Origin of the sequence: Phaeobacter italicus, assembly GCF_001258055.1 — a bacterium.
Taxonomy (GTDB): Bacteria; Pseudomonadota; Alphaproteobacteria; order Rhodobacterales; family Rhodobacteraceae; genus Phaeobacter; species Phaeobacter italicus.
On the sequence record NZ_CVRM01000031.1, the window covers coordinates 223,582 to 248,800 of the forward strand.

18 protein-coding genes are annotated in these 25,219 nt (G+C 58.7%); 6 read left to right on the forward strand and 12 right to left on the reverse strand.

What is annotated here, in order from left to right:
- Positions 1 to 194 precede the first annotated feature (194 nt).
- Entirely contained in the window at positions 195 to 2,528 is a 2,334-nt protein-coding gene (locus tag NIT7645_RS12405) for a mechanosensitive ion channel domain-containing protein (RefSeq protein ID WP_008559542.1), read from the forward strand.
- A gap of 19 nt (positions 2,529 to 2,547) precedes the next feature.
- Here the strand turns inward: NIT7645_RS12405 and NIT7645_RS12410 are convergent, their stop codons facing one another.
- The 5 genes from NIT7645_RS12410 to NIT7645_RS12430 are packed head-to-tail and all read right to left on the reverse strand — an operon-like array spanning position 2,548 to position 9,856.
- A complete protein-coding gene (locus NIT7645_RS12410; RefSeq protein ID WP_008559171.1) occupies positions 2,548 to 3,912 on the reverse strand; it encodes a CoA transferase in 1,365 nt (454 codons plus the stop codon).
- A gap of 41 nt (positions 3,913 to 3,953) precedes the next feature.
- The gene (locus tag NIT7645_RS12415) at positions 3,954 to 5,108 is read right to left on the reverse strand and encodes an ABC transporter permease (protein ID WP_008559301.1); all 1,155 of its coding nucleotides are present in this window, start codon (positions 5,106 to 5,108) and stop codon (positions 3,954 to 3,956) included.
- Positions 5,105 to 6,133 (reverse strand): ABC transporter permease, encoded by a 1,029-nt coding sequence (locus tag NIT7645_RS12420; protein WP_008560625.1) that lies wholly within the window; start codon positions 6,131 to 6,133, stop codon positions 5,105 to 5,107. The genes NIT7645_RS12415 and NIT7645_RS12420 overlap by 4 nt, the downstream gene beginning before the upstream one ends.
- 14 nt (positions 6,134 to 6,147) lie before the next feature.
- Positions 6,148 to 8,088, reverse strand: coding sequence for an ABC transporter substrate-binding protein (locus tag NIT7645_RS12425; RefSeq protein ID WP_050687210.1), 1,941 nt, complete (start codon positions 8,086 to 8,088; stop codon positions 6,148 to 6,150).
- A complete protein-coding gene (locus NIT7645_RS12430) occupies positions 8,081 to 9,856 on the reverse strand; it encodes an ABC transporter ATP-binding protein (RefSeq protein WP_008561733.1) in 1,776 nt (591 codons plus the stop codon). The genes NIT7645_RS12425 and NIT7645_RS12430 overlap by 8 nt, the downstream gene beginning before the upstream one ends.
- 266 nt (positions 9,857 to 10,122) lie before the next feature.
- Here NIT7645_RS12430 and NIT7645_RS12435 point away from each other — a divergent pair, with 266 nt between their 5' ends.
- The 3 genes from NIT7645_RS12435 (at position 10,123) to NIT7645_RS12445 (ending at position 12,139) form a co-directional block, all read left to right on the forward strand.
- Positions 10,123 to 10,632 carry a class I SAM-dependent methyltransferase gene (locus NIT7645_RS12435; RefSeq protein ID WP_037302560.1) on the forward strand — a complete coding sequence of 170 codons (510 nt, stop codon included), beginning with the start codon at positions 10,123 to 10,125 and terminating at the stop codon, positions 10,630 to 10,632.
- Between the two features lie 106 nt (positions 10,633 to 10,738).
- Entirely contained in the window at positions 10,739 to 11,368 is a 630-nt protein-coding gene (locus NIT7645_RS12440) for a glutathione S-transferase family protein (RefSeq protein WP_037302559.1), read from the forward strand.
- 105 nt (positions 11,369 to 11,473) lie between these two features.
- The gene (locus NIT7645_RS12445) at positions 11,474 to 12,139 is read left to right on the forward strand and encodes a TetR/AcrR family transcriptional regulator (RefSeq protein WP_008562999.1); all 666 of its coding nucleotides are present in this window, start codon (positions 11,474 to 11,476) and stop codon (positions 12,137 to 12,139) included.
- A 15-nt stretch (positions 12,140 to 12,154) separates the two neighbouring features.
- Here the strand turns inward: NIT7645_RS12445 and NIT7645_RS12450 are convergent, their stop codons facing one another.
- Entirely contained in the window at positions 12,155 to 15,577 is a 3,423-nt protein-coding gene (locus tag NIT7645_RS12450) for an indolepyruvate ferredoxin oxidoreductase family protein (protein ID WP_050687270.1), read from the reverse strand.
- A gap of 153 nt (positions 15,578 to 15,730) precedes the next feature.
- On the opposite strand from NIT7645_RS12450, the gene NIT7645_RS12455 reads away from it, so the two are divergent.
- Positions 15,731 to 16,195: an Lrp/AsnC family transcriptional regulator gene (locus tag NIT7645_RS12455; protein ID WP_008559043.1), complete on the forward strand. Its 465-nt coding sequence runs from the start codon at positions 15,731 to 15,733 to the stop codon at positions 16,193 to 16,195.
- Between the two features lie 25 nt (positions 16,196 to 16,220).
- Here the strand turns inward: NIT7645_RS12455 and NIT7645_RS12460 are convergent, their stop codons facing one another.
- Positions 16,221 to 16,613 (reverse strand): DUF3307 domain-containing protein, encoded by a 393-nt coding sequence (locus NIT7645_RS12460; RefSeq protein WP_037302558.1) that lies wholly within the window; start codon positions 16,611 to 16,613, stop codon positions 16,221 to 16,223.
- 279 nt (positions 16,614 to 16,892) lie between these two features.
- Between NIT7645_RS12460 and NIT7645_RS12465 the strand changes: the two genes are divergently transcribed.
- Positions 16,893 to 19,832 carry an ABC transporter transmembrane domain-containing protein gene (locus NIT7645_RS12465; RefSeq protein WP_008561814.1) on the forward strand — a complete coding sequence of 980 codons (2,940 nt, stop codon included), beginning with the start codon at positions 16,893 to 16,895 and terminating at the stop codon, positions 19,830 to 19,832.
- Positions 19,833 to 19,863: 31 nt separating this feature from the next.
- Here the strand turns inward: NIT7645_RS12465 and NIT7645_RS12470 are convergent, their stop codons facing one another.
- The 5 genes from NIT7645_RS12470 to pcaD form a co-directional block, all read right to left on the reverse strand.
- Positions 19,864 to 21,096, reverse strand: a complete 1,233-nt coding sequence (locus tag NIT7645_RS12470) for a mandelate racemase/muconate lactonizing enzyme family protein (RefSeq protein ID WP_008561192.1) — start codon at positions 21,094 to 21,096, stop codon at positions 19,864 to 19,866.
- 31 nt (positions 21,097 to 21,127) lie between these two features.
- On the reverse strand, positions 21,128 to 22,222 hold the full coding sequence (locus NIT7645_RS12475) for a Zn-dependent alcohol dehydrogenase (RefSeq protein ID WP_008563251.1): 1,095 nt from the start codon (positions 22,220 to 22,222) through the stop codon (positions 21,128 to 21,130).
- Positions 22,223 to 22,350: 128 nt separating this feature from the next.
- Positions 22,351 to 23,679 (reverse strand): class-II fumarase/aspartase family protein, encoded by a 1,329-nt coding sequence (locus tag NIT7645_RS12480; protein ID WP_008562781.1) that lies wholly within the window; start codon positions 23,677 to 23,679, stop codon positions 22,351 to 22,353.
- Entirely contained in the window at positions 23,679 to 24,398 is a 720-nt protein-coding gene (locus NIT7645_RS12485) for an alpha/beta fold hydrolase (protein ID WP_008562855.1), read from the reverse strand. Before NIT7645_RS12485 ends, NIT7645_RS12480 begins: the two co-directional genes overlap by 1 nt.
- On the reverse strand, positions 24,391 to 25,182 hold the full coding sequence (gene pcaD, locus NIT7645_RS12490; protein ID WP_008559716.1) for a 3-oxoadipate enol-lactonase: 792 nt from the start codon (positions 25,180 to 25,182) through the stop codon (positions 24,391 to 24,393). The genes NIT7645_RS12485 and pcaD overlap by 8 nt, the downstream gene beginning before the upstream one ends.
- Positions 25,183 to 25,219: the final 37 nt, after the last annotated feature.

Here is a 25,219-nt window from a genome sequence, read left to right on the forward strand (position 1 = left end):
TGGCCCCGAAGCTGTCTAAACCTGCGCATAGTCACGCTGATTTTCTATAGCGTGGGGCACGGTCAGTTGCAATCAAGCGCTGCAATCCTCGCATTTTTGTGGTGCAGAGCTGCCATTTCCACCCTCAGGCTTGATATTTTGGGGATTTTGCTGGCTTGGTGAAAGACAAGAAAGATAGGGGAGGGCGCGTTTTGGTGCTGCAGTTTGTTTCACGATTTCTGATATCTGCATTTGTTGCGCTCGTGCTGGCGGCTGCGACTGGCGGGTCTGCGATGGCCCAAAGCAGCAGCGAAGCTGATCCCCTCGCCAAGGCCATTGAACAGGCAGCCGACAGTGGTGTCGGTGTCATCATTGTCGACAGCCGCGGCCAGTTGGTCGGTGCGGGTGACACGCCAAGCGACGCAAACGTCGTTCCCGGGACCGACAAGATGGAGGGTGCCTCTGCCCTGATGAAAGCGCAGTCGGAAGTAGATCAGTTCGGCGAAGCCCTGCGCAGCCGTCTGGAGGCGATGCCTTATTCCATCTTTGAAGTGCAGTATATCCTGCGGCAAACCAGCCCCGATGGACGCATCATCACATATGTCAAAGTCCTCGGCTGGAGCCTGTTGTTCCTCTTCATCGGGCGTTGGCTTTCGGTCGAGATCTACGGCAAGCGGATCGCCAAGCGCCATGTAGTGGCGCGTATCAAGGAAGCCCCCGAAGGCTACGAGGACAAGATGCCTTTCTTGGTCTTCCGCTTTCTGATGGGTGTGGGTGGGACCATCTTTGCGATGGTGTTCGCTTTGTTGACCTCGTACCTGATCTTTGGCAGGTCCGAGAATTCCTCGGTGCAGTTCACGGTCACGGCAATCTACACCGCGTTTTTCCTGTCACGCACGGTGTCGGATCTGTGGCGGATGGTGCTGTCCCCCTATCTGAGCCAGTACCGGATTCCGATCTTTTCGGACGGGGATGCACGCAAGTTGTATTTCTGGGCCTCCGCCCTTGCGACATACGATATCTGTTCGGTTCTCTTTGCGACCTGGGTGGGTGACTTTGGCCTGAACTACAATGTTTACGCATTGGTCTATGGCGTGCTTGCCCTGGTCGGGACATTCGGCAACCTGCTGATGGTTGTTGTCAATGCTGGTGCGATTTCCAATGCCATTCGGGCCGGGCGCAGCAAGGAAGACTGTTCCTGGCTGGTGCGTTTTCTTTCGCTGGCCTGGGCACCGGTTGTTGTTGTCTACATCACCTTTGGCTGGCTGGAGCTGGCATTCGATCTGGTTCTGGAACGCGATATGTCGCTGCCATTGATGGCGGGAACCTACTCCGTTCTGACGTCGATCCTCGTGGTTTATGGCATCATCAACTATGTCATTGAACGCTATTTCAACCGTTCCAAACTGCCTGTGATCGCGCCTTCTGAGGACGGTGAAGAAACAGGTGACGACATGGAAGACGAGGCTGAAATGGCCCCGGAACCCGTTCGCCACCCGATCAGCACCTACGAGGATCTGGCCCGGAGGATCGCGGGGATTTTGGCATTTACGGTTGGCTTCTTTGCTCTGATCGGGATCTGGAATCCGGATTCAGCCTGGATGGAAGACAGCCGGGTGGACCGCGTTCGCGATATCATCGTCATCCTCTTCATCGGGTACATCGTCTACCACATGGCGCGGATCTGGATCGACAGCAAGATCGATGAAGAGGTCGGCGACATGCCGGTTGGAGAACTGGGCGACGAAGGCGGTGCGGGTGGCGCCAGCCGACTGGCCACGCTGCTGCCACTGTTTCGCGGTGCCATCCTTGCCGTGGTCGTGGTGTCGATAATTCTGATCGTTCTGCTTGAACTGGGGATCAATGTCAGCCCGCTGTTTGCCGGTGCGGGTGTTGTCGGTCTGGCCGTCGGTTTTGGCTCGCAAACTCTGGTGCGGGATATCTTCTCCGGAGCCTTCTTCCTCGTGGACGATGCCTTTCGCAAGGGCGAGTACATCGACATTGGGGACGTGAAAGGCACCGTTGAGCGGATCTCAGTGAGATCTTTCCAGCTGCGCCATCACCTTGGCGCATTGCACACCATCCCGTTTGGGGAAATCCGGGTGCTGACGAACTATTCGCGGGACTGGGTGATGATGAAGCTGCCTTTGCGGGTGACCTATGACACCGATGTCGAAAAGGTTCGTAAGCTCATCAAGAAACTCGGCCAGCAACTCTTGGATGATCCCGTGATTGGGGACACCTTCATTCAGCCGCTGAAATCTCAGGGCGTGATCGAGATGCAGGACTCGGCAATGATTATCCGCGTCAAGTTCATGACCAAGCCGGGTGACCAGTGGTTGGTCCGCAAGAAGGTGTTCCAGGAAATCCGGGATCTGTTTGCGCGTGAAGGCATCAAGTTCGCCCACCGTGAGGTCACGGTTCGACTGGCGGAGGATCAAGCGGGTGACGCGCCAAAGGACAAGAAAGACCTGGCAGTAGGCGCTGTTCAGGCGGCGATCGACGAGGATCTGATGGATTTCAATGACGGTGGTGGGGATGACCGCTAAGAACCGTCTGGCGTGGTGGCTAGGGCCACCGCGCCTTTGCCGAGCCCGAAGCCTTGGCAGGATGATCCCAGAGCAACGATGCGGCCCCGACGGTGAGAGGGGAACGTAGCCGCTGGCCTGCACCCCAGCTGGTGAGTTCCGTTTCCTCGCAGTAGTCCCGGTCTTCGGCCCCTGTCAGTACTGCGCCTGTGGCGTCATCGGATCCGTTACTCAGGTCCTTCAGCGCTTGGGCCGTCCGCGCAAGGGAAAGCTGCGCATCAGCCACCTTGTCGCCTCGTGCCGCCGAGCCAAGCGCACGCAGTACGGCGGCGGCCATCAGATAACCCGTGGCATGGTCCAGCGCCTGTACCGGCAGGGGATTGGGGCGGGCATCGCTGGGTGGCGCGGTGGCGCCTGCCGCCGAGTAGCGTCCGCGATCCGCAATGCCACTGCTCATCTGTACGAGGCTGTCGAACCCACGCCGCTTGGCCCAAGGGCCAGTCCAGCCATAGGCATTCAGGCGCACGTCAATCAGGTGCGGAGCAATCTGCCTTAGCGTCTCTGATGTGAACCCCAACGCGTCCAAGGCTCCCGGTCGGTAGCCGTGGACCAAAACATCGGCCTCGCTCAGCAAGCGTTCCAGTGTCGCCTTCCCATCGGTGGACTTCAGGTCCAGTGCGGCCATATGTTTGCCCAGAGCGACGTCGGTCAAAACGCCGGGTTCGTCCCAGCCTGGGGGATCAATTCGCAAAACCGTGGCGCCAAAACCGGCAAGGGTGCGCGTCGCGACAGGGCCGGCCAGAACACGGGTCAGGTCTAGAACACGTAACCCTGCCAGCGGGCGGGCAGGGGTTGCCTCTGGCCGTGGACGCAATGCGATGTGGCGCGGATCTTGCCAGGCAATCAGCGGCTCCTTTGCAACGGCCTGCCCTTGTGGATGGGCGGCCCAAGCCGCTTCGCTGCGCATGGCGGCTGCCACGCCGCCGTGCTTGACCACTTCCTGCTCCAACGCATCGGAACCCCATCCTGCAACGGCCGTCCTGACAGCCTCTGGCCGGGCCTCACAGCCAAGCGCATGGAGGGCGGCGTCACGGTGATGGGGCAGGTTGGTATGAAGACGAATCCAGCCGTCCTGTGTCGGGTAATCTCCTGCCAGCGGATCCCAAAGCGCAGGCATCTCCCACCCGCTCGGGCGGAAGCTGTATTTGAACCAGAGCGCTGTGAGCCGCTGGTCGACCGTGATCTGGGGCCGTTCGGAACAAAGAGCCGTCGCCACCATCAGCTCAGCCAGCGCATCTCCAACTGCCGCAACCGATCGGTTCGCCAGTTGGTCAACGGCATAGCAGCTTGCCCAGCGGGCAGGGGTCACGACTGAAACGCCTTGTGGAATTGCAAGGTTCTGCATGTGCTCTCCGATGGTTACGGGGCAGGGGCGGCTTGAAATGTCTAGTGCTGATACGGATCAAGACTGTCCCGCAGGCCATCACCGAGGAAGTTGAAGGCGAGGACTACAACGACGATTGGCAGCATCGGAATCGCCGTCCAGGGATAGATCTCAATCGAGGCAAGGTTTTGGGCATCATTCAGCATGACCCCCCAGCTCACTGCCGGGGCACGAAGGCCAAGACCGAGGAAGGACAGCGCAGTTTCCCCAAGGATCATCGCAGGAATGGACAGTGCCGCAGATGCGATCAGGTGGGACATGAAGTTTGGCAGCAGATGCTTACGTATAACCCGCCCGGAGGAGGCCCCCATCATTTCTGCGGCGCGGACGTATTCCTCTTCTCGTAAGGACAGGAACTTCGCGCGCACGGATCGTGCGAGGCCGGGCCAATCCAAAATGCCAAGGATCACAGAAATGATGAAAAAGACCGCGACGGGCGACCAGTTGGACGGCACCGCAGCCGAGAGCGCCAGCCATAAAGGCAGCTCTGGCAGCGATCTCAGGATCTCGATCATGCGGTTGATGGTCCAGTCCAGTTTCCCCCCGAAGTAACCTGCCAACGATCCAAAGAAGATCCCAAGCACAAAGGAAACAGTGATCCCGATCAGACCGACGGTCAAAGACAACTGTGCCCCATAAAGGATGCGGCTGAAGACGTCCCGGCCCAGCCGGTCCGACCCCCACAGAAACAATGTCGCGCCTTCCGGGGCGCAGAACAGATGGGTGTTCGACTCGATCAGGCCGGCAATCTTGTAGGTGGCGCCTTCACAAAAGTACTGCAGAGATTGCGGGTTCTCCAGATCGGGTTTGAAGACCCATTGAAAGGTCTCCAGATCTGCCTCGGACGTCATCGGATAGATGAATGGCGCCCGCAGCTCGCCATTGTGAAAGATATTCACTGACTGCGGTGGAGAGTAGATATGTTCGCTGTCCCGTTCGTTCGGTCCGTAGGGGGCGATGAAACCCACAACCGGCAGCAGGAGATAGCAGACAAGCAGGAAGACACCTGATGTGAGCCCCAGCTTGTGCGTCTTGAACTTTCGCCAGATCAATACCCAGTTGGGCGCATCCAGATCCTTGCGCTCCAGCTCCTGCAGGGCTGCGTTGGGGTCATAGGGGCGCGTATCGACAAATCGGTTATCTGGCTGGGTGCTCATCGCTGGCGTTCCTCATAGCGGATGCGCGGGTCCAGCATCACGAGCAATACATCTGAAATCATGGTTCCGATAAGGGTCAATAGGGCGACAAACATCAAAACAAAACCTGACAGGAACATGTCCTGGGTCTTGAGCGCGGTCAGCAAGGTGGGGCCGATTGTTTGCAGTCCCAGAACCACGGACACCAAAACCGACCCTGAGATCATGGCAGGTAGCAGGTTTCCGATATCGGCGACAAAGGGATTGAAGGCCACGCGCAGTGGATATTTTGTCAGCATGCGTGAGGGCGACATGCCTTTTGCAACTGCGGTTTCCACATAGGGTTTACCCAGTTCATCCAGCATATTGGCGCGCAACCGCTGCATCATGGCAGAGGCGCCTGATGTGCCGATCACAAATGTCGGAACGATCAAGTGGATCAGGATGGACTTCACCTTTTCCCAACTCATCGGCTCGCCTTCCATCGCGGGATCCATCAAGCCGCCGATGGGCAAGTCGAAGTATTTGTGGCCGTAGTAGAACAGGATCAACGCGAGCAGGAAATTCGGTGTCGCAAGGCCCAGATAGCCAACAAAGGCCGATGTGTAGTCCACCCAAGTCCGGGCGCGCGCAGCGGCCAGAACACCCAGAGGCAGCGCAACCAGGTAAACAAACAGAACCGCAGCCACATTGACCAAAACAGTAAGCCATAGGCTTTCGCCAACGATCTCGGCCACGGGGCGGTCAAATTCGAAGGACCAGCCAAAGTTGCCCTGGATCATGCCGGAAAACCCATGCGGGCCGGGCATGAACCCCATCCAGATCATGTATTGCTGCCATAGTGGCTTATCCAGCGCGTATTCCTTGCGCAGGAATTCGGCCTTTTCCACACCAGATGACTGGCCTGAAGCCCGCAGTTCCGCGATCTGGTTCGACAAGTAGTCGCCAGGGGGCAGGTTGATGATGACAAAGATCAGCACCGAAACCACGAGCAAGGTCAGCAGCATGGTTCCAAACCGATAGATGGCGTAGCGCAGGATCTCCATCAGGTGGCGCCCCCTCAGCCTTTGCCATCGACAAAGTAAAATTCATCCGGCCGATAAATGCCGAAATGTGCGCCGGGATCCCAGGCCCAGATGCCTTTTTCCGGGACATTGCGCAGGCGGTTGCTGACGACAACGGGCTGCGGCGCGCCTGCGACGATACCGATGGCATAAACTTCCTCGGCGTGGATTTGCAGCATTTCGGTCCATGCAGCGGTGCGTTCTTCGTCTGTTTGTGCCGCTTCCCAGGCGTGCCAAAGATCCATCAATCTCTTGGCGGCGTCCATGTCGGGGGCTTCTCCAACATCGCCGCCAGTCTGGTGATATTGGCCCCACTTGGGCCAGGACAGGAACACCTGGTCAGTCGGGGCGAGATAGGCCGGAGACGTGTAGATCTGCGGCAGCCCATTGTCCCAGCCATACCAGACTGATGCCATCGTCGTGCCCGAGAAAACCCGATTTCGCAGAATGTCGCGGTCCAGCGGTCGCATCACCAGCTTGACCCCGACGTCGCGCCAGTCATCAGAGATGATCTGCAGTGCGTTCTCTACCTCCTGACGCTCACCAGCGGTTTCAACCACCAACTCCATCGGGCGACCGTCTGGCAATTTTCGAATGCCGTATCCGTCCCGCTGATCAAGGCCTGCCTCGTCCAACAACTTGTTGGCAAGCTCCGGATCATATTGCGCGTTCTTTTCCCGCAGCTCGGGATCAAAGAAGGGGCTGGCTTCCAGAACGGTCATCCCGCCGGGTTTGGCGAGCTTGAAGTAGAGCGCCTTGTTGATGCCTGCGCGATTGATCGCAACCGAAAGGGCCTGGCGCACCCGCTTGTCGCGCAGGACTGCGCGCCATTGGTCATCGTTCACATTGAGGTTGGGATAAATTGCAATCTGCGATGCGGTGCCATTGCCCCAGAGGTAGGTCTTGTAGTCCGCACCATCGCTTTCACCTTTGCGCAGGATGGGAATATCGCGAAACCCAAGGCCGCGGGCCTGCAGTTCGGATTCTCCGGCGTTGGTCTTTGCTGCAACCAGCCCGCCTGCCACGATTTCCATTTCGACCGTGTCGATATAGGGCAACTGAACGCCATTGCTGTCGATGCGGTGATAGAACGGGTTACGGACGAACTGATGGCGGATTTTCTTGCCGGATGTGGCATTTAGCCAGGGCTGCAAAGTCGGCAGTTCGTGATTGTCGAACTTGTACATGTTGTCGAGCTTGTTGTGCAGCGCGGCCCAGCTTTTGACGCGGGCATAGTCGACTTCTTCTGCCAGCTTCTCAGGGTCTGCGTAGTCGGCATGGAACTGCTTCAGGTAGGCAGACGGGCGGTAGATAAAGGGAGGAGCGGCCTGCGCCAGCGAATGAAGAAAGCTGGGATTGGGGCTTTGCCACTCATAAATGACTGTCGTTTCATCGGGAAAGCTGACGGTTGGCAGTTCTCCGTCAACGCGCAGGTAATCTGGCGCGCCTGTTGTGTTCAACAGTGGATTGTTGGCAACATCCTTCCACCAGTACTCGAAGTCGGCGGATGTGAAGGGGTCCCCGTTTGACCAGCGGTGACCCGGTCGCAGCTTCAGCGTAAAGCGGCGGTTGTCTTCGACCTCATACCCCAAAAGAATATCGGGCTGGAGTTGGTAGTTCTCGTCATAGCCCGCCAAACGCGCGTAACCGTAGACCACCATTTGCCGGATGTCCTTGGAACGGGTCACCATAGTGTTCAGCGTGCCGCCTTGCACTCCGGGTGTGCGCCCCTTTGCTTCAAGGTCAACGATCAGCGGGGTTTCAGGGATCCGTTCGGCTGCTGGTGGCAGATCGCCTGCTTTTACTTCGGCAGACCAAAAATTGCTTTCCTGCACATCGGGTGCGGCGGCAACAGACAACGCCAGTGCGGACACGAAAGCGGGCGCCAATGCGGCAGCGCGGGCGAGGGATGAAAACGACGAGCGCAAGTCAAACATGGCAACGTACCTTATGTCCGGGCTCCACTTGCACCAGCGGCGGGGCCGAGATGCCGGAGAATTTGAAACGATCAGGCCAGCTGTCGGGCGATCCGGCACCCTGGGCAACCAGCTTGAGATTGATGGGGCGATCGATGCTTGGCTCTGGCTGGGCGGCAATCAGTGCCTTTGTATAGGGATGCTGAGGATTATAGAACAGCGTCTCAGGCGGGGCCTGTTCAACCACCATGCCACGGCGCATCACCGCCACTTCATCTGCGATCCGCGCAACAACGGCGAGGTCATGACTGATGAAAAGATAGGACAGATTCTGTCGGTCGCGAATGTCTTCGAGCAGCTGCAGGATCTGTTCCTGCACCGAAACGTCAAGCGCTGAGGTCGGCTCGTCGCAGACGATGAGGGATGGATCGAGCATGAGCGCGCGAGCAATCGACAGGCGCTGACGCTGCCCGCCGGAAAAGGCATGCGGATAGCGCAGAAGCATCTCTGGCTTCAGGCCGACCAGTCGAAGCATTTCAGCAGCACGGTCTCTGCGGCTGCTGCGATCTCCGAGATTGTGGATCTCAAGCGGCTCCACCATCGCGTCTTGCACGCGCATCCGCGGGGACAGGGACGAGTAGGGATCCTGAAACACCATCTGTGCATCCCGTTGGAACGCGGTGCGTGTTGCGCGATCCATTGCATGGACGGCGACTGGCTCTGCCGTCGCGGTTGGCCGAAACAGAACCTCTCCGCCCGGATCGGGCAGCTCTGCCCCCAGTGCGATGCGGGCTGCCGTTGTCTTGCCTGATCCGCTTTCACCCACAATCGCCAGGGTTTTCCCGCGTGTTAGAGACAGATTGAGCCCCATACAGGCGTTGACGATGGTTGGCTTCGCCCATGCTTTTCCGGCCCGCAGCGTGTAGGTCTTGGACACGTCTTTCATCTGCAGGATCAAATCCTCCCTGGGGAGGGGGGGCGCTGGTGTCGGGGTCGCGGGGATTTGGGGCGCGGCATTGAACAGGGCCTGGGTGTAGGGGTGCGCCGGAGCTCCGAGCACGTCGGCAGCGCTCCCGGACTCCATGACGCGCCCCTTGTGCATGACGACCACTTGTTCTGCCATATTTGCCACGACCCCAAGGTCATGGGTCACCAGGATCATCGCCATCCCGGTCTCTTGCTGCAGCTCTTTCATCAGGCCGAGCACTTGGGCCTGCGTGGTCACATCCAGCGCGGTTGTCGGCTCGTCCGCGATCAGGAGATCAGGTTTGGCCACCATGGCCATCGCGATCATCGCGCGCTGACGCATCCCGCCCGACAGTTCAAAAGGATAGGACTTATAGGTGCGCTCAGGGTCGGGAAATCCCACGCGCTCGAAGCATTCCAGCACTTCCTTGCGGGCGGCGCTTTCGCTTTTGCCGCCGTGAAGCCACAGAACCTCACCCACCTGGTTGCCGATCCGATGCAGTGGCGACAGAGAGCGCATGGGTTCCTGGAAGATCATGGCGATTTCATTGCCGCGCAGATCCCGCATCTGGCGTTCGGGTAGGCTGCGCAGGTCGCGAGCCGCTCCTCCGGTTCCGCGCCAGATCATCTTGCCGCTTCGGATCTGAGCGGCCTTTGGCAGGATGCGCAACACGGCGCGACAGCTGATGGTTTTCCCAGAGCCGCTTTCGCCAACTAGGGCGATGGTCTCTCCCGGAGAAACCGAAAAATTCACGTCCTGCACGACCGGCTCTTCGTGGCCGAACCCGATGCTGAGGTTTTCGACAGACAGCAGTGGCGTCATCTAAACTGCGCCGCCCGGCCCTTGAGGCGCTTCCATAGCGGTTCCATATCCCTGTTTTTCGCCCACTGTCGCGCGCCAGTAGGTCAATAGTCAAATCCGATTTCGATCTGATCAACGTGGATGTCGAAAAATTGAGCCCGCGCGAGCAGTGGCATGATGGAGGGTGCTGTCTGAATTTAACGTCAATGTGCTACACATTCGCGACGATCTCTGTCACTTCTGTCGCAAAGACACCCGAGCAGACCGCACGGATCAGGAGAGCCTACATGAGCGAGCAGCCATCCATCACCCGCCTGGATCTATTCATTGATCGCATGGTGTCACAACGGGCCTGTCTGGATGATGCGATTGCGCGCACAAAGGGACGGACCGAACCGGTTTTCGAACTCGGGCTGGGCAATGGCCGTACGTTCCACCACATGCGCGAGCGGATCCGGGACCGTGACATCTATGTTTTTGAACGGGCGGTCGCGTCGCACCCCGACAGTACCCCAGCCGAAGAGCTGACCATTCTTGGGGATGTCCGTGAAACTCTGCCCGCGGCACTTGATCGTTTTCCAACCGGCGCAAGTCTGATCCATGCGGATCTCGGCGGCCACAGCCGTGAGAAGAACGACGCTTTTGCGCGCATGGTGTCCCCCCTGATCGAACCGCTGCTGGCCCCCGGTGGCCTTATGGTGTCGTCTGATCGGATGTATTTTACAAATCTCGTCGAGCAGCCGCTGCCGGAAGGGGCGGTTGAAGGTCGCTGCTTTACATATCTTCGCATTGAGTGACTTTCAGCGACGTAGGGTAAGCTTTCGCTGAATTGACTGGCCCAGCCAGTGTCTGGCACCTAGGCTGATCTTGTGCACAGCAGCACGCAGCCTAGGGAGGATCCCAGTGATTTTCTATGATTGCAGCACAGCCCCAAACCCCAGACGCGCCCGGATGTTTATTGCCGAAAAGGGGCTGGAGATCGAAAGCCGCGAAATTTCCATCGCGGAGCGACAACAATTGTCAGCCGATTTCCTTGTGATCAATCCACATGGCACCATCCCGGTTCTGACGACGGACGATGGTGCGACGCTGACGGAAAACCTGGCGATTGCGCGATATCTTGAGCTTCTTCATCCAGACCCGCCTTTGATGGGCAGTTCCGCGCGTGAGGAAGCGGAGGTGCTGATGTGGAATGCCATCGTCGAAGCACAGGGCGGCCACCCAATCGCAGAGGCGCTGCGCAACAGCCATCCCGCATTTGAAAACCGGGCCATTCCAGGGCCGGACAACCATGCCCAAGTTCCGGAATTGGCAGAGCGTGGTTTTCGCCGGGTTGCGCGGTTTTTTGATCTACTGGATGCCCGGCTGAGCGATAGCCCCTATCTTGCAGGCAATTTCTTCAGCCTTGCTGATATTTCGGCCTTCGTCTTTGTGGATTTCGCCAGGGTGATCAAGATGCGGATCCCTGCAGAGCATAGCGGGACCCAGCGTTGGTTCGATACCATCTCGCAACGACCAAGCGCGGCACTCTAGACCCTGGCCTTGCCTGAATTTTACGCTGCAGCGGGCTTTCTTGCGTGGTAACACCACTGCAGGGCTGCCACCTGTGCGCCTGGTTCGACAACAACGAGGCATCAAATGGCCGAAAAACCGATCTTGCACCGTGACAACCCAGATGCTGAACCGCTGATTGGCAATATCAAGGTGACGCGCACGGATTGGCTGAACGTTGCGATGGACGTGCTAGTCACCGACGGTGTGGAGCAGGTAAAGGTTCTGGCCCTGGCTGAGCGGATGGGAGTGTCTCGCTCGTCCTTTTATTGGTATTTCAAGTCCCGCCAAGAACTGCTTGATGCTTTGCTGACAAGCTGGGACCAGACAAATACGGCCGGATTGATCACGCAGGCGGAAACCCCGGCAGAGACAATCACGGCGGCAGTCCTCAATGTCTTTCGCTGTACCACGAACCCTGAACTGTTCAACACAGCGCTTGATTTTGCCATCCGCGACTGGTCGCGCAGATCGGGGCCGGTGCGTAATCTCCTGGATGCCTCAGACGCCCGCCGTGTACAGGCTCTCGCCGATATGTTCCGGCGTTTCGACTATCCCGATTTGGAGGCACGCACCCGTGCCAGGGTTCTATATTACATGCAGCTCGGCTATGACATGGCGGGTCTGAACGAACCCTATGAACAGCGGGTGTCGATGACCGGATCCTATCTGGAAGTCTTCACCGGCAAACCGGCCAACCCGGATGAGCTGGCCGAATTTGCGGTCTACGCCAAACAATATTGGCGCGCCTGAGCGGGTAGACCGGGCTCAGAGCCCGGCCAGCAGCGCGTCGACCTCGGCGCGGGTCTTTTCTGCGGCTTCCATACGCACGGGCCCATAGCCACGAATGTCCATAGGGGCGGAGAGCACCGCCAGCCAGCTTTCGTGTTTGTCGGCATCGTAGCGCTTGGCCGCAGCATTCAAGACCTCCCGGTACCATTGCAGAAGGTCGCGATGCAGCCGGGCCTCTTCGTGGTAGGCAAAGGGGTTGAAACGGCTGTTGCGCAGGCGACGGCCTTTGGACAGAACCTTTAGTGCCGGGCGCAACCATTGCCCAAACTGCATCTTTCTGGGCCGACCACGCGCGTCTGTCTTACGGCTGAGCAGCGCTGGAGCGAGGTGGTATTTGACCTTGAAATCACCCTCAAACTCGGTGCTGAGCTGGTGAGCAAAGCTGTCTGTGCTCAGTAGGCGGGCGACTTCGAACTCGTCCTTGTAGGCCATCAGTTTGAACAGCGCACGGGCGGCCGCAGTGGTCAGCTCCTCTGCCTTTTGTTCTGGCAGCGCATTGTAGAGGGCGTCCAATGCAGCAGTGTAGGACCTGGCGTAGTCCACATCCTGATACCCGGTGAGGAACGTCGCCCGTCGATCGATCAGATCTTTCAAGGATTCTTCTGTCGCGGGCTCTTCGGCGTAATGCTGGGCAAGGCGTGACGGGTCAGCCGCAAGAGCCCGCCCGATGGCGAGGGCCAGACGGTTCTTTTCAATCGCAACACCATTCAGAACGATTGCCTGGTCCAGCGCTCCTGCGCTTACGGGGACCAATCCCTTCTGCCAGGCAAATCCCAGCATCATCACGTTGGCCAATACTGCGTCGCCGAGCAGCGTTTCTGCAGCCTCATTGGCGTCAAACCCCGACAGGTTTTCTGCCCCGATGACGTTGGCAATTTCGCTTTCACGCAGTGATGCCATGAGGTCGGCATCCCGACGCAAGACCAGATCACCAGTTGGCATCTCAGCATGGTTCAAGACCATCTTTGTGCCGGGCCGGTAGTGAGCCGATGCCTTTGGAGCTGAGCTGACGACCACGTCGCAGCCGATCACTGCGTCCGCGGCGCTTTGGTCGATGCGCACCTGATTCAGGGTGTCGGGAGAGTTGGACAGGCGAATATATCCCAAGACGGTGCCGAACTTTTGCGCAAATCCGGTGAAGTCCAGAACACTTGCTCCCTTGCCCTCCAAATGCGCAGCCATTGTGATCAGGGCGCCAACCGTAACAACGCCGGTCCCGCCAACGCCTGTGACCAGAAGGTCAAACGGAGTATCCAGGCGTGGCAGCTGAGGCGTCGGCAGCCCGGCCATCAGCGCGTTGGCGTTGAGATCTGCGATTTGTTTCTTTCGCCGCTCAGCGCCCTCAACGGTTACGAAGCTGGGGCAAAAACCGTTCAGGCAGGAGAAATCCTTGTTGCAGCTCGACAGGTTGATTTTGCGCTTACGCCCAAATGGCGTTTCCTTGGGCTCCACGCTCAGGCAGTTGGATTCGACAGAACAATCGCCGCAACCCTCGCAGACGAGATCATTGATAAAGGCGAACTTCTTCGGATCCTCCATCTTGCCCCGCTTGCGGCGGCGACGTTTCTCTGTGGCGCAGGTCTGTTCGTAGATCAGGACGGTGACGCCGGGAATGTCACGCAGTTCCCGCTGCAGGACATCCATCTCACTGCGATCATGAAAGCTGGTATTCGCTGGAAAGTCGGCAGGCGAGAATTTGGCGATATCGTCAGATACCAACGCGATGCGTTCAACGCCCTCGGCGCGGCAGGTTTGCGCGATGCCAGAGACGCTGACCGGGCCATCCACAGGTTGCCCACCCGTCATTGCAACAGCGTCGTTGTAAAGGATCTTGTAAGTTATGTTGGTGCCTGCGGCGACGGCTTGGCGGATGGCGAGAGAGCCAGAGTGATACCAGGTGCCTTCACCAAGGTTCTGGAACACATGCTTGCCCCCGTTGTATTGCGAAGCAACCGTCCACGGCACGCCTTCGCCGCCCATCTGCGCATAGCCTGCCGTGTCCCGGTCCATCCAGCTTGCCATGACATGGCAGCCAATTCCGGAATTGGCTTTGCTTCCTTCGGGCAGCTTCGTCGAGGTGTTGTGAGGGCATCCCGAGCAGAAATAGGGGGTGCGGGTCGCGCCCGGAATATTCAGCAATTTAGGGGGCTGCTCGGTCAGGGCGCGTGCCTTTTCCAGCAGCTTTTCTTCCGGAAAGAAGCGGTTCAGGCGTTCGGCGACAATCGGAACAAGGGTCAATGGTGACAGCTCCCCGGTCCAGGGGATCAGCGGGTTGCCCTGGCTGTCGTGTTTGCCAACCATGCGTTGGGGTTTGTCGCCCGGCCAGTCATAGAAATATTCCTTGAACTGGCTCTCAATGATGCCTCGCTTTTCTTCAACGACCAGCACCTCTTGTTTACCCTTCACGAACCGCAGCGCTTCGGTGCGGGCGAGCGGCCAGACCATTCCTACCTTGTAGATGTCGATCCCAAGGCGTTTGCAGGCCGTTTCATCCAGCCCAAGCAGTCGCAGGGCCTCCATCAGATCGAGATGCCCCTTGCCTGTCGTGACAAAGCCAAATGGTGCATCAGGGATATCATAGACCCGACGGTCAATCGGATTTGCCTCGGCAAAGGCGCGTACCGCCCGCAGTTTGGCATGGATCCGCGTCTCAATTTCGGGGGATGGCAGATCGGACCGGCGAATATGCAGCCCGCCGGGATAGTCTGGCAGCTCCGGATAGGTGAATGTGCGATCTGCTTGCAGGTCGACAGAGCGCGCACTCTCGACTGTTTCGGACACCGCCTTGAAACCCACCCAAGTGCCGGAATAGCGCGACAGGGCAAATCCGTATTCACCGAAACTCAGGAATTCCGCCACATCTGCCGGATTGAGAACCGGCATGAACCACGACATGAAAGCCACATCAGATTGGTGCGGCATGGAGGAGCTGACGCAGCCATGGTCGTCACCGGCAACGACCAGAACGCCGCCTTTTTCAGACGATCCATAGGCGTTGCCGTGTTTCAGCGCATCGCCGGATCTGTCGACACCGGGTCCTTTGCCGTACCACATGGAAAAGACCCCTTCGACCTCGCAGTGCGGATCAAGAATGGCCTGCTGTGCGCCCAGGACGGCGGTTGCGCCAAGATCTTCATTCACGGCAGGCATGAAGGTGATCTTGTTTTCTTCCATCCGCTTTTTTGAGCGCCAGAATTCGAGATCAACACCGCCAAGCGGCGATCCACGGTAGCCGGAGACAAAGCCAGCAGTGTTCAGACCGGCCTCACGGTCGCGGCGCGCCTGATCCAACATGATCCGGGCCAACGCCTGGGTGCCGGTCAGGAAAACCCGGCCACTGGTCAGATTGTATCGGTCTTCCAGCTGATAGCTGCAGAAGTCATGGTTGAGCTGGGTCATCGCGAAGATCCCTTGCGCCAAAGGTGAGTGTGGTGGTCAATTTGCGCAAGGCTATCCCGAATTCGGTGGAAAATTTCACCAGATCGTGTTTCAGTTTGCGTGAAATCGGATAGAATTTCCGATATGTATGTTGAATTCGGATAAGGTTTTTACATGGCCGTTGTTTTGGATGATCGTGACCGCAGGATCCTCACCCTGCTGCAACAGGACGCACGGACGTCTAACGCGGAGCTGGCAGAGGCCGTGGGGATGTCGGCGTCGGCGTTTTGGCGGCGTGTTCGGGCACTGGAAGAGGCAGGCGTCATCGAACGATATGGCGCGGTTGTGAACCCCGCTGCGATGGGGTTGGGGTTCCATGCCATCGTTCATGTGCACCTCACACGGCACGATCCTGACAAGCTCACGGATTTCATTCGCGCAGTTGAGACAAACGATCTGGTCCAGGAATGTTATGCAACAACAGGGCAGGCTGACTATCACCTACGTGTGTTGGCGCCGGACCTGGACGCGTACAACCGTTTTCTGGAGTCTTTTCTGTTTCGCTTGCCTGCGGTGGCAAGTGCGCAAACCAATGTCGTGTTGCGCACGATCAAGCGGGACAAGCCTGTGCGCCCCTGATCGGGCTGGCCGGGTCTGACCGGGGCTAGGCCGCGACGAAATACACCCAGGCGGCGGCCATCGCGAGATATGTCAGTTGATGCAGGGCCTGATCTGTTCCCATCGCGCGCCAGAAGGTGGCCATGTTGGGCGAGAGGCATTTCTTTTCAGAATAGCAAGCCTTGCCGTAGTCGATGTTGAAGTGCGCGATCCACTCAAGTGCGCAGACAATCAGGATGAACCCAACCGGCGCCCCCATGATGACAAAGGCAAGGATTGATCCCAAAGCATGGACGCCAGCATGCTGTGCACGTCCGGCGTGGAAATATTCGCCCCGCCCGGACAGCATCTTGGGAGTTTGCAGATAGAAGTCGGCAAACATGTGCTTGATCTGGAACAAGCAGATTAGTCCCAAAAGGGAACCGACGTGTTCTGGCAAGGGTCCGGCCTCATTTGCTTTCGCGCACTCTGAAACCTTACGGATTTTTTCAGCACTGGCAAACACCGTCTCGTGTCTTGGACCAACGACGCCCCGTCAGGCTATCGTGCAGCAATCTGAAACAGGCGCTGTCGCGGTCAGACCATTGCCTGTCCACAGCGATCCGGCTACCCATGAAGGGATAGGTTTCGCCAGCCACTTCGGAGCGGTCCCATAGAACGCACACTCTTTCAGTTTATCTGGAAATACTCCAAGCGCGATCAACTCGTTCTGCTGGTTGTGACAGCCTGCCTGTTTCCGCTGCTCTACCTGACCCTTGAATTGCCAAAGCGGATTATCAATGACGCGATCGGTGCCCAGAGTGGCCTGATTGATGTCTTCGGCTATGAGCTGGAGCAACTGCATTATCTGTGGCTTTTGTGCGGTGCTTTCCTGCTGGCAGTTTTGGCGCACGGGCTGTTGAAGATGCGGATCAACACCATGAAGGGCGTGCTGGCAGAGCGTATGCTACGCCGCTTTCGCTATCGGTTGATCTCGCGGGTCCTGCGCTTTCCGCAACCCTATTTTGAACGGGTTAGTCAGGGCGAACTGGTCTCGATGATCACTTCGGAAAGCGAACCGATGGGTGGTTTGATGGGGGATGCGGTGAGCCAGCCTGTCTTGCAGGCGGGACAGATGCTGACCATCCTCTACTTTCTGTTCATGCAGAATGTCTGGTTCGGACTTGCAGCGGTCGCCCTTATTCCGTTGCAGGGATGGCTGATCCCGATGCTTCAACGGCAGATCAACCTGCTGAACAAGAAGCGGATCAAGCAGGTCAGGGCGCTTGCGTCCGAAATTGGCGAAAGTGCTGCTGGGGCCGCCACGCTGAGGCTGAATGGCGGGTGGCGGTACCGCATGGCGGTGATCACGGATCGGCTCGGCAATCTCTACGACATCCGGTTCGAGATCTATCAGAAGAAATTCTTCATGAAGTTTCTCAATAACTTCATCACCCAGCTGACGCCGTTCCTGTTTTACGCAGTTGGCGGATATCTCGTGCTTGAAGGCAAAGTTTCATTGGGGGCGCTGGTGGCGGCGTTGGCGGCCTACAAGGATCTGGCCTCACCTTGGAAAGAGCTCCTTGCCTATTACAACCAGACGCAGGACATGGCCCTGCGCTGGGAAGTCATACTTGAGCGGTTCGACCCGGCCGGTATGGTGAATGAAGACCTGATGACGGGCTCACCTGATAAGCTCACACGGCTGCACGGTGACATTGTCATCAAAGGGGTCAACGTCCGCGACGCTGACGGCAATCTTGTGCTTGAAGATCTGAACGCGAGTTTTCCGTCTGGTCGTGTTATCGGCGTTGCAGCCCCATCGGAAGAAGATCGCAGGGCGCTGGCGGGGGTGCTGACACGCGAACTGCTGCCCTCGGCGGGTGAGGTTAGTATTGGCGGCCAGGACATGCGTGAGATCCATCAGGCCGTCATTGCGGCACGCATCGGCCACGCCAACTCCCGACCGGTCCTGTTTCAGGGGTCGTTTGGGGACAATGTAATGATGCCGATCCGGCAACGTCCGCTGAGCGGGGCGCGGGATGTGCGGCGATATGATGTTGCGCAGCGGGCAGGCAACAGCCCGGATCCGCTGGACGCCTCCTGGCTGGATCCCGCTCTGGCCGGCTTCTCAAGCGAGAGTGAGCTGCGCGATTGGTGGCTGAAACTTGTTGCAGGTATCGGCTCTGATACGGCTCTTTTCCGGCGTGGGGTCGAGCAACGCTTTGATCCCAAGACCCACAAGAAGCTGGCAGAGCGGCTGGTAGAGCTGCGCCCGACCGTCCAGAGAGCGATCGATGATGCGGGGCTTTCGGCCTATGTCCATTTTCTCGACCGCGAAACCTACAACCCCGCATTGCCGGTGGCAGAGAACCTCCTTTACGCAACATCGCCTGTTCGGATTACCGAAGACGTCCTGCGGGAACAGGATGACTTCCTCGATCAGCTGCGCGAGTTGAAGCTGGATAGCGACCTTGTCGCGCTTAGCCGCGATGTCGTTGAAATGCTGCGGCAGATCTTTGGTATCGATGGCACGGATCATCCGCTGTTTCGCAAACTGGGGCTTGAGGCATCGGCGTATGAGGGGGCGTTGTCCCTTGTCGCCAAAAGCCGCGATGCAGGTGTCGGCGCACTGAGCCACGAGGAACTGGCGCGGTTGTTGATCGTTCCTTTCAGTATTTCCGCCGAACAGATTGGGGCTGCGTTTGGTGACGAGATAGCGGATCGCATTCTCGCATTCCGCAAGAGCCACTCGAAACAGCTGATGGATACCATCGGCGACATTTTCGAACCTCTTGACCCTGCCAGTTTCGCGCCGGGCCTGAATGTGCTTGAAAACGCGCTGTTTGGTAAAGTGTCCGACACTGCGGGCGCACGGGCTGAGGAAGTTCAGAAAAAGGTGTCGGAAGTGCTGGCCGACAGCGGTGTGCGCGATCTGGTGGTAGAGCTGATCTTTGACCTGCCGATTGCGTTGGGTGGGCAGGGGCTGGCTGCGAGCTTTGCCGAGCCGCTCGCATTTTCCCGCGCTTCAATCAAGCGCCCTGACATCCTGATCCTGGACAGCGCAATGGCGAGTTATGATCTCGACACCCGCATAGCGATCCACAAGAACCTCCGCAAATTGCTTCCTGAAACCACGTTGATCTATCTTGGAAGCGGTTTTGAAAGCCCCGAAGTCTTTGACAGCTATTACGAGCTGCGTCAGGGGCGGTTGGTCAGCGAACTGCCTGCTGCAGAGGCCACGACGGATGGGGCGGGCAGCGCGGATCTTGCCCGCAAATTGCGCGCGCTCGAACAGACAGAGCTGTTTTCTGGCCTGAACCGCCGCCAGATGCGTCTCCTCGCATTTGGCGCGCGCTGGTACACCGCCAAGGCTGGTGACAGTGTGTTTCTCAAGGATGATGAGGCGAGTGATGGCGCCTATATGGTGCTGGAGGGCGAAGCAGGTCTGTATCTGCCGCAGGAAGGGGCTGACCGGCTGGTTGCAAAGGTCGGCCCTGGGCGGCTCGTTGGCGAACTGGGGTTGATCCGAAAAGAGCCGCGCGCATTGAGCATGCTGGCAGAGACGGATCTGACCTGTCTTCGCATTGGCGAGGAAGAGTTCCTCGCAGTGGTGGAAAACGACGCCGCAACCGCATTCAAACTTTTGCAGGTGGTTGCGGGGTACGTCTCTAATTGATCAACAAGCCCCGAGAGACGGGGGCTGCGCCTCAGTCCTTGGACGGTGGGGCGCCGCCGACGAAGGTGTTTCCCTCGGCATAGTTGCAGGGGGCATCCTGCATGTTCAGGTGCAGGTCGTCACCTGTGAACGGGTGCGCACGCGCGAGGTCTTCGTCCACGTCGATCCCCAATCCGGGGGCATCTGACGGGATCACAAACCCGTCTTCTACGGTGATTGTGTTTTTGATCAGGTCAGAATGGAAAGGGGTTTCGATGGTTTCGATCATCAACAGATTGGGGATCGAGGCTGCGAGTTGAATGTTGGCTGCCCATTCGACCGGACCTGCGTAAAGATGTGGCGCCATCTGCGCACCAAAGACTTCGGCGATGGCGGCAATCTTCTTGGTCTCCCACAGGCCACCGGCCCGACCCAGAGCAGGTTGCAAAATTTCGGCTGCGCCCGCACGCAGGACGGCAGCGAATTCTGTCTTGGTGGTCAGCCGCTCGCCTGTGGCTACGGGGATACGCACCTGGGCTGCAACGCGGGCCATGTCCTCGATCATGTCCGGAGGCGTGGGCTCTTCGAACCACAGCGGCTGATATGGCTCCAGCGCCTGACCAAGCCGGATTGCGCCAGCCGGGGTGAACTGGCCATGTGTGCCAAACAGCAGATCGGCCCGCTCGCCAACGGCATCGCGAATGGCACGGCAAAAGGCAACGGATTGGGCGATGTCGCTTTGGGCAGGCATATGACCACCGCGCATCGTGTAGGGACCAGCCGGATCAAATTTCACTGCCGTATAGCCCTTGGCGACCATCGCGGCTGCGGATTCGGCAGCTAGGTCCGGGTCGTTCCAGAAGGCATCGATATCATGGCCGTCCTGGGGGTAGAGGTACGTGTATGCGCGCAGGCGATCATTCATTCGCCCGCCCATCAGCGCATGGACCGGGCGATCACGGTCTTTGCCAAGGATATCCCAACACGCGATTTCAAGCCCGCTAAACGCGCCCATCACGGTAAGATCAGGCCGTTGTGTGAAGCCGGATGAATAGACCCTGCGGAACATCCACTCGATGTTTTCTGGGGATTGTCCCTGCATATGGCGGTTGAAAACGTCTTCGATCACATGGCGCATGGCCTCTGGACCAATCGTCGCGGCATAGCATTCGCCCCATCCGGTGATGCCTGTGTCCGTGGTCAATTTGACCAAAATCCAATAGCGCCCTCCCCAACCGGGAGCAGGTGGGGCGGTGATGATCACGTCGAGGTCTTGGAGTTTCATCAGGATCTAACCTTGGGATTAGGGTCTATTCTTACGCGCGATCGAACAAGATGACGTTGCGGCGGGCCGCGCCTGTCTTGGTGTCGGCAATCGCTTCGTTGATCTGTTCCAAAGACCAGCGCCCGGAAATCAGCTCGTCCAGTTTCAGCCGCCCCTGCTGGTAGAGGTCGATCATCCACGGGATGTCACGCTGAATGACCACATCGCCCATCTTTGAGCCGATCATGCCTTGTCCGATGGCGGCCATGATGACGGGCTCATAGGTCGCGGTCTCACCCGAGTGAGGCATGCCGATCATGATCATCCGGCCACCGCGGCCCATGTAACGGGCCGCCTGTTCGTAGGCAGGAATAGCCCCGACGGTGACGAGCACCACTTCAGCCCCCTTGCCGCCAAGCGCCTTGTAGCTGGCTTTCCATGGCGATTTGAGCGAGGCAAGCACGCCGTCGGTTGCGCCGAATTCCTTGGCGATCTCGAGTTTCTCTTCGCTCATGTCGACCGCAATGATCCGTCTGGCACCTGCGATGCGCGCACCCTGGATTGCATTCAGACCAACACCGCCTGCGCCGATTACCACAACGTCCTGACCTGGCCGCAACTGCGCTGCATTGACCGCTGCTCCAACACCGGTGATGACCCCGCATGACACGAGCGCGGCAACGTCCTTGGCCATGTCGGACGGGATCTTGACGATTTGGCGGTGGTCAACCACGACCTTTTCGGCAAAGGCGCCACAGGCCATCGCTTGCGACAGCGGCTTGCCATCCACCGTGCTGAGCGGGCCGTTTTTGTCGTCGTAAGGCGTTTCGCACAACGTCGGTGCACCGCCTGCGCAGCTGGGGCATATCCCGCAGGACCGGATGAGCGTCACCACAACACTGTCACCTTCGCCAAAGCCTGTGACGCCTTCACCTACTGCGCTGACGGTTCCGGCGGCCTCGTGCCCATAAACCGCGGGAAGGAATCCGCCCCAGGCCCCATCGGCGAAGGAAATGTCGCTGTGACAGATTGCGACTGCATCAAGCGTGACCTCGACTTCGCCGCTTTTGGGGGCTGCCAGCTGCACCTCTTCAATCACAAGAGGCGCGCCAAATTCGTGACAGACTGCGGCTTTGATCGTCGGCATGTGCTCTTCTCCCTGTTTGAGGCCACGGTGGACCGCAGCGGGACAGCTCGCAAGTCTGAAACAGGCAACGTTGCGTCGTGTCCGCTGCCGTGGCGTTCCAGGCACATGTCGGGGGAGAGATACCCCGTTTAGAGCGCCTTGCAGGCCTCGGCAAAGTTGCGCGCCTCCTGCGGCGCCTGTCCAAGCTGATTTTGCGCAGAAAAGACGGGGTCAAGATCAAGGTCCGGGTAGGCTTCCGTTGCCAGATCCTGCAAGGAGCGACCCGTGGAAATTGCGGTCTGGCACAGGGTTTTCACAGCGGCCTGTGCCTCTGGTCTGCGCATCACACGGGCCAGTTCAAAGGTCAGCGCCTCGGCAAAGATCGTTGCGCCAGTGCCCTCGAAAACAGCGTCCATCTGTCCGGTGTTTGGGGAAATCTCACCTGTCAGACCTTTTGCCGTTTGGGCGGCACTCGCGGCGCAGAACACGATCTGCGGCAGGCTGAGCCACTCGCCAAACCAGCTTGCACCGTCGCGTTGGTGCTGAGGGCTGGCCGAGGTATGCAAGGCAGAAAGCTGTGCGCTCGCTTGATGAGCCAGTGCCACCAAGGCAGAGGCAGAGACCGGGTTTTGCTTTTGCGGCATGGTCGAGGACGCACCGCCAGAGGACAGGTTGATTTCTCCAACGCTGCTCTGGCTCAGTCCGATCACGTCGTTTCCGAGTTTGCCAAGGCAAACCGACACGCGCGTAAACCAATCCGCGATGCGTAAAACCGGTGTGCGGTCGCTGTGCCAGCTGCGCTTGGGATCGGTGAGCGCGAGACCCTCAGCCAGGCGCTTGCGCAGGTCTGCTGCTTCATGACCAAGGGCGCTGGCGGTTCCTGCGGCACCTGACAGGGACACCAGCAGGCAAGAGCGTCGCAACGTTGCCAGTTCCTCGAGCAGCGACAAGAGCGGCGTGCCCCATCCGGCCACAATCGCGCCGTAACTGGTGGGCGTTGCGATCTGCCCGTAGGTCCGGCCTGCAATCGGCTGCATGGCGTATGTTTCCGCCATCGGACCGAGTTGTGCGAGGATCGCCTTCAGGTCCGTCTCAACTGCAGCCATTGCCTGGCGCAGACGCAACATCAGGCCCGTGTCCATGATATCCTGCGAAGTGGCGCCCCAATGGACGTATTGCGCATGTTCAGGCGCATTCATTTCCTCGCGCAGCGCCGCCACCAGCGCTGGAACCGGGACACCGTTCCTGCCGGTTTCACGGGTCAATGCACCTGGGTCAAGCGCGACCTCCATCACGGCACGCCCGATTGCGGCAGCGCTGTCCTCGGGAATGAGCCCCATCGCGCCCTGGGCCTTGGCCAAAGCTCCCTCGACCAGCAGCATAGCCCGGATTTCGGCGCTGTCAGAGAATAGGCGAGAGACATCTCCTGTCTTGAACAGGTTGGCATAAAGTTGGCTGTCAAAGAGGGAGGCGGCCATTACATATCTTTCGTAATTGTGGCAATCAGGCCGGCAAGCTCTTGCGGCGCTGAGAAAAAGGGAGAATGCGAACGGGCAAGCGCGTGTACTGTTTCAGGATGCCAGTCTGCTACCATTTGGGCTTGGTACTCTGGTGGGATCACCCGATCCTGCGTGCAGCGGATATACGCCTTTGGGGTTTCTGCCCATGTGGCGTCGGGATGATACGGGGTGTCTTGGGGCGTGATCGACTGGGCGCACAGGCGCGGCAACGCATAGTCGACAACCTCGGCAGAGCAGTCGTGATAAAGCAGTTCGGCAGCAAACTCAGACGCAAAGCGATAGCTGGCTCCGTCAGCCGATTTCCGGGTCTTGCCCGTCAGAGTCTGCCGTGGGCTGGCCTTGCGCATGTCGATCATGGACAGGCCCGGCTTCGGAACATAGGCGCAGAGGTAGATCAATCCACGAAGCCGCTCTCCCAGATCTGCAGCCGCAGAAATGGGGTATCCCCCCCAGGAATGGCCCAAAACGATTGTCTCGGCCGATGTGTGGGCGCGAATGGCCTTGGCCGTGTCCTCCAGCGAAATCGCGGCCAAATCCGTTGTCTCTGTCTGATCTGCGCCATGACCGGGCAGGTCAAGCGTTCGGGCGCTGATGCCCCGTTCTGTCAGGGCCGGAATCAGATCCCGCCAGCACCATGCCCCATGGCAGGATCCATGCACCAAGAGCAGATCAGTCAATGTGCCCCACCTCGCGCAGGAATGTGATCAGATGATCGCTGAAAATGTCGGGTTGTTCGACGCAGGGCAGATGGCCTGCGCGTCGGATCAGTTCGAATTTCGACCCTGGGATCAAATCAACGGTTTCGCGAACCAGATCCGCGGGTGTGGCGCCATCATCCGATCCCGCTATTCCAAGCGTCGGAAGGCGCAATCCGCTGGTTGGCGTGTAGAAGTCCGTCCCGGCAATTGCCGCACAGCATCCCACGTAGCCTTCGCTTGACTGGCGCAGCAGAGTATCGCGCCATTTCGGAACCTGGCCCGATTTCTGAAAGGCGGGGGCGAACCAACGCTCCATCACTGCGTCGGCAATACTGTCGAGCCCAGAAGAGCGAACGGAGTCTATTCGCGCTTGCCAGTTGGCAGCGGTTCCGATTTTCGCAGCTGTATTCGACAAAACCAGCCCACGCATCAGGTCAAGCCGCTTGACGGCCAACCCCTGTGCGATCATCCCGCCGATGGAAAGACCGACAAAGATGCAGTCGCGCACTTCCAGCTGGTCCAGAAGACGCTCAGCATCACGGACCAGCGCGCCCATGGAATACGGGGCAGGGGGCACGGAAGAGCGGCCGTGCCCGCGCAGATCGTATCGAACAATGCGCAGATCTTTGGGGAGGCGGTCGACAACCTCATCCCACAGATGCAGATCTGTTCCCAGAGAGTTTGCAAAAACGATCGGCCGACCTGATGGGCTGCCGTCTTCACGATAGTTCAGCTGGACATCGCCCAGGTCCGCAATCTGCATAAAGGTCTCCCGGTCTTGCTTGGTGGGAGCATTATCG

What these genes read in the sequence shown, in the direction of transcription:
- NIT7645_RS12410 (WP_008559171.1), bottom strand. Translation starts at nt 3,912, where the DNA reads ATGCAGAACCTTGCAATTCCACAAGGCGTTTCAGTCGTGACCCCTGCC.
- NIT7645_RS12475 (WP_008563251.1), bottom strand. Translation starts at nt 22,222, where the DNA reads ATGCCGACGATCAAAGCCGCAGTCTGTCACGAATTTGGCGCGCCTCTT.
- NIT7645_RS12430 (WP_008561733.1), bottom strand. Translation starts at nt 9,856, where the DNA reads ATGACGCCACTGCTGTCTGTCGAAAACCTCAGCATCGGGTTCGGCCAC.
- NIT7645_RS12455 (WP_008559043.1), top strand. Translation starts at nt 15,731, where the DNA reads ATGGCCGTTGTTTTGGATGATCGTGACCGCAGGATCCTCACCCTGCTG.
- NIT7645_RS12450 (WP_050687270.1), bottom strand. Translation starts at nt 15,577, where the DNA reads ATGACCCAGCTCAACCATGACTTCTGCAGCTATCAGCTGGAAGACCGA.
- NIT7645_RS12420 (WP_008560625.1), bottom strand. Translation starts at nt 6,133, where the DNA reads ATGGAGATCCTGCGCTACGCCATCTATCGGTTTGGAACCATGCTGCTG.
- pcaD (WP_008559716.1), bottom strand. Translation starts at nt 25,182, where the DNA reads ATGCAGATTGCGGACCTGGGCGATGTCCAGCTGAACTATCGTGAAGAC.
- NIT7645_RS12425 (WP_050687210.1), bottom strand. Translation starts at nt 8,088, where the DNA reads ATGTTTGACTTGCGCTCGTCGTTTTCATCCCTCGCCCGCGCTGCCGCA.
- NIT7645_RS12415 (WP_008559301.1), bottom strand. Translation starts at nt 5,108, where the DNA reads ATGAGCACCCAGCCAGATAACCGATTTGTCGATACGCGCCCCTATGAC.
- NIT7645_RS12435 (WP_037302560.1), top strand. Translation starts at nt 10,123, where the DNA reads ATGAGCGAGCAGCCATCCATCACCCGCCTGGATCTATTCATTGATCGC.
- NIT7645_RS12480 (WP_008562781.1), bottom strand. Translation starts at nt 23,679, where the DNA reads ATGGCCGCCTCCCTCTTTGACAGCCAACTTTATGCCAACCTGTTCAAG.
- NIT7645_RS12445 (WP_008562999.1), top strand. Translation starts at nt 11,474, where the DNA reads ATGGCCGAAAAACCGATCTTGCACCGTGACAACCCAGATGCTGAACCG.
- NIT7645_RS12470 (WP_008561192.1), bottom strand. Translation starts at nt 21,096, where the DNA reads ATGAAACTCCAAGACCTCGACGTGATCATCACCGCCCCACCTGCTCCC.